This is a genomic window from Synechococcus sp. R6-10, assembly GCF_047461815.1.
GTDB lineage: Bacteria > Cyanobacteriota > Cyanobacteriia > Thermostichales > Thermostichaceae > Thermostichus.
This window is the reverse complement of record NZ_JANSHW010000740.1, coordinates 1-1,181: the sequence shown is the minus strand read 5'-3', so window position 1 is coordinate 1,181 and position 1,181 is coordinate 1. Positions and strand designations below refer to the sequence as shown.

Below are 1,181 nucleotides of genomic sequence, written 5' to 3'. Positions count from 1 at the left end.
CGAGATCTACGCCGAACAGTTGGAAGTGCTCAGTCCAGTCGGCAAGCAGCTCCCCTTCAGCGTCTCGGGAGAAGAAGCAGAGGAAGTGCGAGAAGAGATCCGCCTGCGCTATCGCTACCTGGATTTGCGGCGGGAGCGCATGTCCCGTAACCTGCAACTGCGCCACCGGGTCATCCAGGCCATCCGCCGTTTCCTAGAAGACGAGGAGGGCTTTGTCGAGGTGGAGACTCCCATTCTCACCCGCTCCACCCCAGAAGGGGCCAGAGACTACCTGGTGCCCAGCCGCGTCAACCCCGGCGAGTGGTTTGCCCTGCCGCAGTCGCCCCAGCTCTTTAAGCAGCTGCTGATGGTGGCTGGCGTGGATCGCTACTACCAGATCGCCCGCTGCTTTCGGGATGAGGATCTGCGGGCGGATCGGCAGCCGGAGTTCACCCAGTTGGACATGGAGATGAGCTTCATGGATCAAGAAGGGATCCTGGAGCTCAACGAGCGACTGATCTGCCATATCTTCAAAACTGTCAAAGGGATCCACCTGCCCCGTCCCTTCCCGCGCCTGACCTATGCCGAGGCCATGGCCCGCTACGGCTCCGACAAGCCTGACACCCGCTTTGGGATGGAGTTGGTGGATGTTTCGGAGGTGTTTCAGGAATCCCGATTCAAAGTCTTCGCCAAAGTGCTGGCTGAGGGCGGTTTGATCAAAATCCTGCCAGTGCCCGGCGGCGATGAAAAGATCTCCAACACCCGCATCAAACCAGGCGGGGATCTGTTCAAGCTGGTCACCCAGTATGGGGCGGGCGGCTTGGCCTTTATCCGGGTGCGGCCCGACAGCCTCGATACCATCGGCGCCCTGAAAGAGAGCTTGAGCCCCGAGCAGGAGAAGCGGTTGCTGGATCTCACCCAGGCCAAGCCAGGGGATCTGTTGCTGTTTGGGGCAGGGCCGGCGGCAGTGGTGAACGAGTCTTTGGGCCGGCTGCGGCTGCACCTGGGCCAGGAGCTGGGTTTGATCCCAGAGAACGCCTTGAATCTCCTCTGGATCACCGACTTTCCCATGTTTGAGTTCAACGCCGAAGAAAATCGCCTGGAAGCCCTGCACCACCCCTTTACCGCCCCCCACCCCGACGACTTGGCCGACCTGAAAACGGCGCGGGCCCAGGCTTATGACCTGGTGTGGAACGGCGTGG

Annotated in this window: 1 protein-coding gene; it reads left to right on the top strand. The window is 61.1% G+C overall.

The features are described from left to right. Positions 1-1,181 (top strand): aspartate--tRNA ligase (gene aspS, locus NW837_RS15695; protein WP_414332626.1); only part of this gene is annotated, 1,181 nt, incomplete at both ends.